This is a genomic window from Synechocystis sp. FACHB-383 (assembly GCF_014698605.1).
GTDB lineage: Bacteria > Cyanobacteriota > Cyanobacteriia > Cyanobacteriales > Microcystaceae > Synechocystis > Synechocystis salina.
On sequence record NZ_JACJTJ010000032.1, the window covers coordinates 93,891 to 100,447 of the forward strand.

Below are 6,557 nucleotides of genomic sequence, written 5' to 3' on the forward strand. Positions count from 1 at the left end.
GTTTTTTTAACGTCCCCTCTCCCCCCATGACCTACACAACCCAGCAGTTGCTAGAAATTTTGGAGCAGGAGCTACGGGCCACTTGTCAGGGGAAACGACTGCTGCTCTCCCCCGGCGATCGCCTGGATAATCCCATTGTGGCCAAGGCCATAGACCTGGACCAGGTGGGGAAAGTATTTGCCTATCAAGATTTCCGTCAGCAAATCCACCAATATCAACGGCAAAATAACGTTTCGGGGTTGGTATGGCGGCAATGCCATTTCCAGGGGGAATCTATCGAGTTTCCCGAAATCCATAACCAGTTAACAGCGGTGGAAGGGGACAAGGAAAAATTGATGGCTGTTAAAAGGGAAATATTGGCATTTTGGCAACGACATACGGAGAAGTTAAATTACTGGCTAATCGCTCACCATCACCGACCCCTGCGACGGGAATCTTTTACAGAACTATGGGAACAGGGGGAATGGGCAGAGTTGGACTGCACCCAAACCGAGTTATTTTTGGGTATTTGCTGGGGCAATCCAGTGGAGTATCAATATCAATGGGCCAAACCCAGTTCCGGTTGCCATCGCATTGTGGCCACTCCCGACCAACCCAGCGGCATCAAATTCTAGCAACTTTAATCCCTGGCGATCGCCCAACCATAATCCTCTGATATAGTGTTAGATCGGACTTTATCTGATCATAAGGAGATTTGCCATGGCCCGTCGCTGTCAACTGACTGGAAAAAAAGCCAATAACGGTTTTGCTGTATCCCACTCCCACCGCCGCACCAAAAAATTACAACAGGCGAATTTACAATGGAAACGGGTTTGGTGGCCCGAAGGTAACCGGTTTGTGCGTCTACGCCTTTCCACCACCGCCATTAAAACTCTAGAATCCAAAGGCATTAACGCCATGGCCAAAGAAGCCGGCATCAACCTCAATAAATTCTAGGCATAGGGGTTGTAGTTTTTATTGGTATCCCAGATCACGGCCCATGGACAAATCCAGAGAGGGGCGGAATCTTCGATTATGGTTCCCGCTCCTTGCCATTGGGGGGTAAGGACATAGGGGCACAGAGCAGGGGAAGACGATAATTTAACAGGAAGGTCAAGATAACGCAGAATGGAAAGGTGAACTTCTCGATGGAGTAACTTCCGATGTTGGCGTTGATGCTATCCGGTGCAGTGGCTTTGGCCAGTCTAGCTTTTTTCTTTTCGGCATTTTTTGCCCCCAAACTGCATCGCAAAGACGATTTCCTTTGGAGTGGCGTAGGCTTTTTCTATGGCCTAGTGCTCTGGAACTGTGCTCAACGTTTCACTGGAGCCATTCTCCTCGGCCAGGCAGCCGTGGTGGTGTTGGTGTTGGCCTTTGCCTGGCAAACTCTCCGACTCCGGGCGGCGATCGCCAGACAATCCATTGTGGAAGTTCCGAGTTTTTCCCTGTTGGATTGGTTGGCCGGGGGCTTGCAACGTAAACCCAAAGCCAAAACTCCAGCAAAGGATAAAGATGCTGACGGAAAACAGACTGAAACCGAAATTGAACCGGGGACGGCAGCGGTTAAACAGGACTTACCAGCAACCGGTGAACCATCAGAGTTAGGAGAAGATTCTATCCCGGTGAATGTCCCGTCTCCCATCACCGAAGAAGTTGCCGAAGCTATAGCTCAAGGGAGTACAGATATTTCCGAAGAAGTGGAAGGTGTCATAGAAACGGCGGAAACCGTAGTGGAGGAATTGAATGAAACTGCTGAGACTGTGGCGGAAGATGTGGTAGAAAAAGCCGAGGAAGCAGTGGAAAAAATTGTCGAAATAACGGATCAGGCGGAAGAAATAACGGTTCAATCTTCCGCCGATCAGTCAGAGGAAGTTTTGCTGAAAAAACCGAAATCAAAACTCTTCCAGCGTTTGTTTGGTCGTAAAAAGCCCGCTAGCCCCCCTGCTAAAGCGGAGCAATCAACCCCAACAGTGGTGGAACAGACCCTAAACCCTGAATCTGAGAGCACCAATGTTGAAAGCGATGACTGGGATGATGGGGAAGATTGGGGAGAAGATTTATCGTCGGTTAATTCCGATGGCGTGTTGGAAAATTCCGACGGGATTGCCGATGACAAGGAAGAAAATAATGAAACTGATGAAACTCAGGTAATTGCCGTGGTGGAAACGGTACAAATTGAACAACAAATCACCCTAGTGGAGGTGCCAGACTCAGGAAATGTCGCTGAACAAGAACAGCCCCTAGATGTGGTGGAGCAAGATGACCACATAATCCAGGAGGAAGCAGAGGAAGAGACGGAAGATATTTTCCCTCCGACTTCTGAAGCAACGGCAATGGTAGTTGAGAAAACGGTGGAAGAAGTTCCCGATCCCGAAACTGAAATTCAGCAGGGACAAGGGGGAGATGAGACTGAAGTCACATCAGAAGAAGTCACTGAGGCGATCGCCGGTGAACCAGAAGATTTGCCGAAGCAACCGACTGATTCTTTAAATCCAGAAGATGGAGATGGAGAAACCGCTAACGACGGGGATGGTTCCACAGAAGAAAAACAGAATTGGGCGGATGGCTAAACAGGGAAGTGTTCAATAACCGCCCAGAAAGGATATCTCCTATGCTAGGATCTTAAGGCTGAATTGCGGGATGTAGCGCAGCTTGGTAGCGCACTTCGTTCGGGACGAAGGGGCCGCAGGTTCGAATCCTGTCATCCCGATTCTTCTAAAACCTAATGTGGAAGCGCCTTGTAGCCGACGCATCAACCTTTTGACGACCTTAGCATATTGTCAATAAGGGGGGTGAGGTTGGCCACTTTTGGACGTCTGAGTGGTAGGAAATTGGTGGGAAGATGACTTGCTATGCAACTCCCCATAGCGGCACGCCCGACGCTGAGCCGCGACCTAGATAGAAGCCTTGTCAAGGTAGAAAGTGATAAAAGCAGGCTGAGATTATGTTTTACCTATGGAGGCACACGCCATTACATAGCCGTTGGCTTGCCTGATTCTCGAGTCAATCGCATCGGGGCCCAGCAGAAATCGACTCAGATCGAACTGGATATTGCCTCCGGCAACTTTGATGAGACCCTCAAGAAGCACAAGCCACCCAAGCTGCCGCTAAAAAACGCGAGGCAACCACCGTGACTGGGAGTGTCAAGAAATTTGTGTAAAGGGGAAATTAGAAAAGAAAAGAATTAGGGTGTTCAATAGCAAAACAAGCAAGAGCCGCCTTCCAATGCTGGATGGGCATAGTCCATTTACGGCAAATACGTTGCAAAGCCAGGTATAAAAGTTTCAGTAGAGAGTCTTGGGAAGGGAAAACTCCCTTGGTTTTAATGACCTTACGAAAAGAATGATTGAGAGACTCAATAGCGTTAGTGGTATAAATTACCCTCCTGATATCCGGTGGATAATCAAAAAACGGGATAATGTACTCCCAAGTATGGAACCAGAGCTGACTGATGGCAGGGTAACGCTGGTCCCATTTCTGGGCAAACTCCGTCAGGGCATGTTCTGCCTGGGGGACGGTGGCAGATTGGTAAATAGTCTTCAGGGAAGCTGCCACGGGACTGTAAAACTCATGGAACAATTGCAGTCACGCGGATTTCAATCCGCATCGTTGGTAGTCCAAGAGCCGCAACTCCTACCTGTGTCCAAATTGGGGCATGGTTGGGCATGTAATGGCGATATAGCCTGCCCATCACATCGTTCACCTCTGGGGGCAAACCACCAACATGGTAAGAATTGACATGGACAACATGCTCCCAACCCGCACCAGCAATTGCTAGGGTTCGCTCTACGTTCCGAAATGCCTGGGCAATCTCATCTGCGAGCGACTCAGGAATTTTCAGATTATCATCCCAACCACCTTGACCTGATGTCTCCACGCGATCGCCAATTTTTAACGCTTGCGAGTAATGCAATTCACTCAGCATGTATTCCCCATAGCCGGGGGTGACAAAAAACTCGGGCTTATTCATAGTGTTCCTTTTTTTGGTGGCAATTAATTCTTTTGATCCAGGTGCTGAACGTTTAGCCTACGCCAGCCAGTCACCAGGATCGGAACCGTGGACAGGCTGAATTCACAATTTTTCACCAGTCAGAAATGCGGCAGATCACTGACTATTTCTGCTGAAGAAAGTCCAGCAATATGGGATTGATCTGATCAGCGTGAGTCCAGTTGATAGCGTGCGGCCCGCCAGGGATAATCTCAAGCTGACTGTTTTTAATCAGTTTTGGGAGTCTGGCGGCGGTGGATTCAAGTGGCAAAATGCGATCAGCATCGCCATGAATGATTAGAGTAGGTATATCAATCCGGGGCAGATCATCGCGGAAATCGGTGAGCCAGGACGGGACACAATCCAAAGTTCCTTTAGCAGAAGCCCCGGCTGCTACATTCCAGCAGGCTTGAATGGCATAGTTGCTGATGCGTTCGCCAAGCAGCACATCCACATTAAAAAATTCTCTGAAAAATTCAGAAAAGTAAGCGGGACGGTCTTTAACGATCGCTTTCATAATGCCATCGAAAACGCTCTGGTCAACGCCTTCGGGATTATCAGCGGTCTTCAGCAGGAAGGGCGGCACTGGAGCCATCAGCACGGCTTTCTGCACCCGCTTTGAGCCATAGTTGCCAAGATAGCGCGTGACTTCGCCGGTTCCCATAGAGAACCCAACCAGCACAGCATTATGCAAGTCAAGTTTAGTCATCAGCGTGTTCAAATCGGCTGCAAAGGTATCGTAGTCGTAGCCCAGCGAGGGTTGGCTAGACGCACCAAATCCTCGGCGATCGTAGGTAATTACTCGATACCCCGCATTTAGCAGCATCAAGACCTGCTTTTCCCAGGAATGGCCATTGAGGGGAAATCCATGAATGAGAACAATGGGTTGACCGGCCCCAAGGTCTTCGTAATAGATATCAATGGTTGCAGAGTTTTCCTGACCAACAGTCACATAAGGCATATTGACCTCCTAATGAACATCGCAAAATGTTCTTATTTGATTTAACCGAAGTATAGTGAGTTCTAATGCTCGATTTCTTTCAGATTCTTAGGGCAAATTGTCAGATTCTTAAGGTGTTAGCGAACCTGTTTCGGTGTTACTCCGGTGAGTCGCTTAAACTGTTGCGTCAGATGGCTTTGGCTGGAGAAGCCGACTTGTAGAGCGATGTCGGCGATCGCCAAATCTGTTCCCTTCAACATAACTTCTGCCCGTTCCACTCGCTGTTTGATCACATACTGATGCGGCGAAATCCCCATTACTTTCTTAAACAAGCTCGCAAAGTAAGTCGGACTGATATTAACGACGTTTGCCAGTTCAACCAAGGATAAATCTCGATTTAAATGAGCGTGGATGTAATCGATTGCCTGCTGCAACTGGGCATGAGTTAAGCGGTTGTTTGGTAATGCAATCGGTTTCGCCAGGGTCGAATAGTGTCGTAGTAAATAAATCACTAAAGCCTGAGTGAGTGATTCGATATATAGCTGCCCCATCATCCCGCCCGATCTCAACTCAGCAAATATCAGCATACCAATCTGATGAAGTTGCACATCTTGCCGACCGAAACCATGCACAAGCTCGAATCGTGTTGAATCAATGTCAGAGACTTCAGCAACCTGTTGAATCAATGCCGGTTTTAGGCAGATGTGCAGCGGAGCACAAATGATATCACTCATATCTGGTGCTTGACACCAATAGCTCGGTTGTCCAGCTGGAACCAAAATGCTGTCCCTTTGATGGAGGGTCGATTCGTGCAGGCGATCGTCGCGTTTTTGAACTAAAGGGGCAGGATCTCCCGTGTGAAAGTAGAGCCAATGATCGGCTAAAGCAGGGAGTTCCATTTCAAACGCTGAAGCAGGGCTTTGACACTGCTCCACCAAAATGCCATTCCAGTTCATTTGGCGACTGGAGAACATCAGCGTTTTATTCCACTGGCGGCTGAGTTCGAGCGAGTTGAGCGGGTTGCTGGCCATAGAGCTTGCTCTCACCGATTTCTTGCAGTTACAAAAATTAGACTTTTTCCAAGTCAACCATGATGCAGAAAAGCACTTGTCAGTCCGGAAGCCAAGATAACAACAAAAGTGTTAGATCATAAGCTGGCGATCGATAATTCTCTCCTTAGAAAGATTTTTCAATTCAGTCAGGAGCCGATCATTCAGCAAAATTGTTATTGTCTATTACCTGTATGCTGTCAATTTTATCAGTTTGTACTTGTAAATGAAGCTTCTACCCACGTCCGCATCGCCCGAAAGCTAATGCACACTTTAGATACAATTTTCTTGCGCTTACCCTGGGATAGCTTTATTGCTATTGCTCTCTGACATCCGAATGTATCCTGCGCCTGATTGACTGACAAAAGAAGTGAAAAGCAGTCTAGGTGGGGATTGTAGAAAAGAGGGGAGGTGGCGTTCTAGGATTAGATACCACTCAAAACCTGGAACGCTATGCATAATCACCCCCCTCTACCATGGCCTGAAGGCTTGGCTGAGTCAAGTCAGCCCCTGGGCTCATCAAGGTCACCTAACGACCTGCATCTTGATGATTGTGGCCTTGATACAAGCTGGCGAAATCAATCTGACCCGCTGGGTGCCG

General features: G+C 48.3%; 6 protein-coding genes, 1 tRNA gene and 1 pseudogene. 4 read left to right on the plus strand and 4 right to left on the minus strand.

The features are described from left to right. Positions 1-26 precede the first annotated feature (26 nt). The 4 genes from H6G45_RS09605 to H6G45_RS09620 all read left to right on the plus strand — a co-directional run bounded on the left by H6G45_RS09605 (position 27) and on the right by H6G45_RS09620 (position 2,689). The gene (locus tag H6G45_RS09605) at positions 27-614 is read left to right on the plus strand and encodes a hypothetical protein (RefSeq protein ID WP_190598231.1); all 588 of its coding nucleotides are present in this window, start codon (positions 27-29) and stop codon (positions 612-614) included. Between the two features lie 85 nt (positions 615-699). Beyond that, entirely contained in the window at positions 700-936 is a 237-nt protein-coding gene (gene rpmB / locus H6G45_RS09610; RefSeq protein ID WP_010871496.1) for a 50S ribosomal protein L28, read from the plus strand. A 206-nt stretch (positions 937-1,142) separates the two neighbouring features. Then, positions 1,143-2,549: a Ycf66 family protein gene (locus H6G45_RS09615; RefSeq protein ID WP_190598232.1), complete on the plus strand. Its 1,407-nt coding sequence runs from the start codon at positions 1,143-1,145 to the stop codon at positions 2,547-2,549. Positions 2,550-2,615: 66 nt separating this feature from the next. Continuing rightward, positions 2,616-2,689 (plus strand) — tRNA-Pro (locus tag H6G45_RS09620). Positions 2,690-3,147: 458 nt separating this feature from the next. Here H6G45_RS09620 and H6G45_RS09630 read toward each other — a convergent pair. From H6G45_RS09630 to H6G45_RS09645, 4 genes and pseudogenes are all read right to left on the minus strand, one after another. Further along, positions 3,148-3,540, minus strand: a pseudogene (locus H6G45_RS09630) (transposase); the annotation flags it as partial. 7 nt (positions 3,541-3,547) lie between these two features. Continuing rightward, positions 3,548-3,949 carry a RidA family protein gene (locus tag H6G45_RS09635; protein WP_190598235.1) on the minus strand — a complete coding sequence of 134 codons (402 nt, stop codon included), beginning with the start codon at positions 3,947-3,949 and terminating at the stop codon, positions 3,548-3,550. Between the two features lie 142 nt (positions 3,950-4,091). Then, a complete protein-coding gene (locus H6G45_RS09640) occupies positions 4,092-4,928 on the minus strand; it encodes an alpha/beta hydrolase (RefSeq protein ID WP_190598236.1) in 837 nt (278 codons plus the stop codon). A 116-nt stretch (positions 4,929-5,044) separates the two neighbouring features. After that, positions 5,045-5,938, minus strand: a complete 894-nt coding sequence (locus H6G45_RS09645) for an AraC family transcriptional regulator (protein WP_190598237.1) — start codon at positions 5,936-5,938, stop codon at positions 5,045-5,047. Positions 5,939-6,557 lie beyond the last annotated feature (619 nt).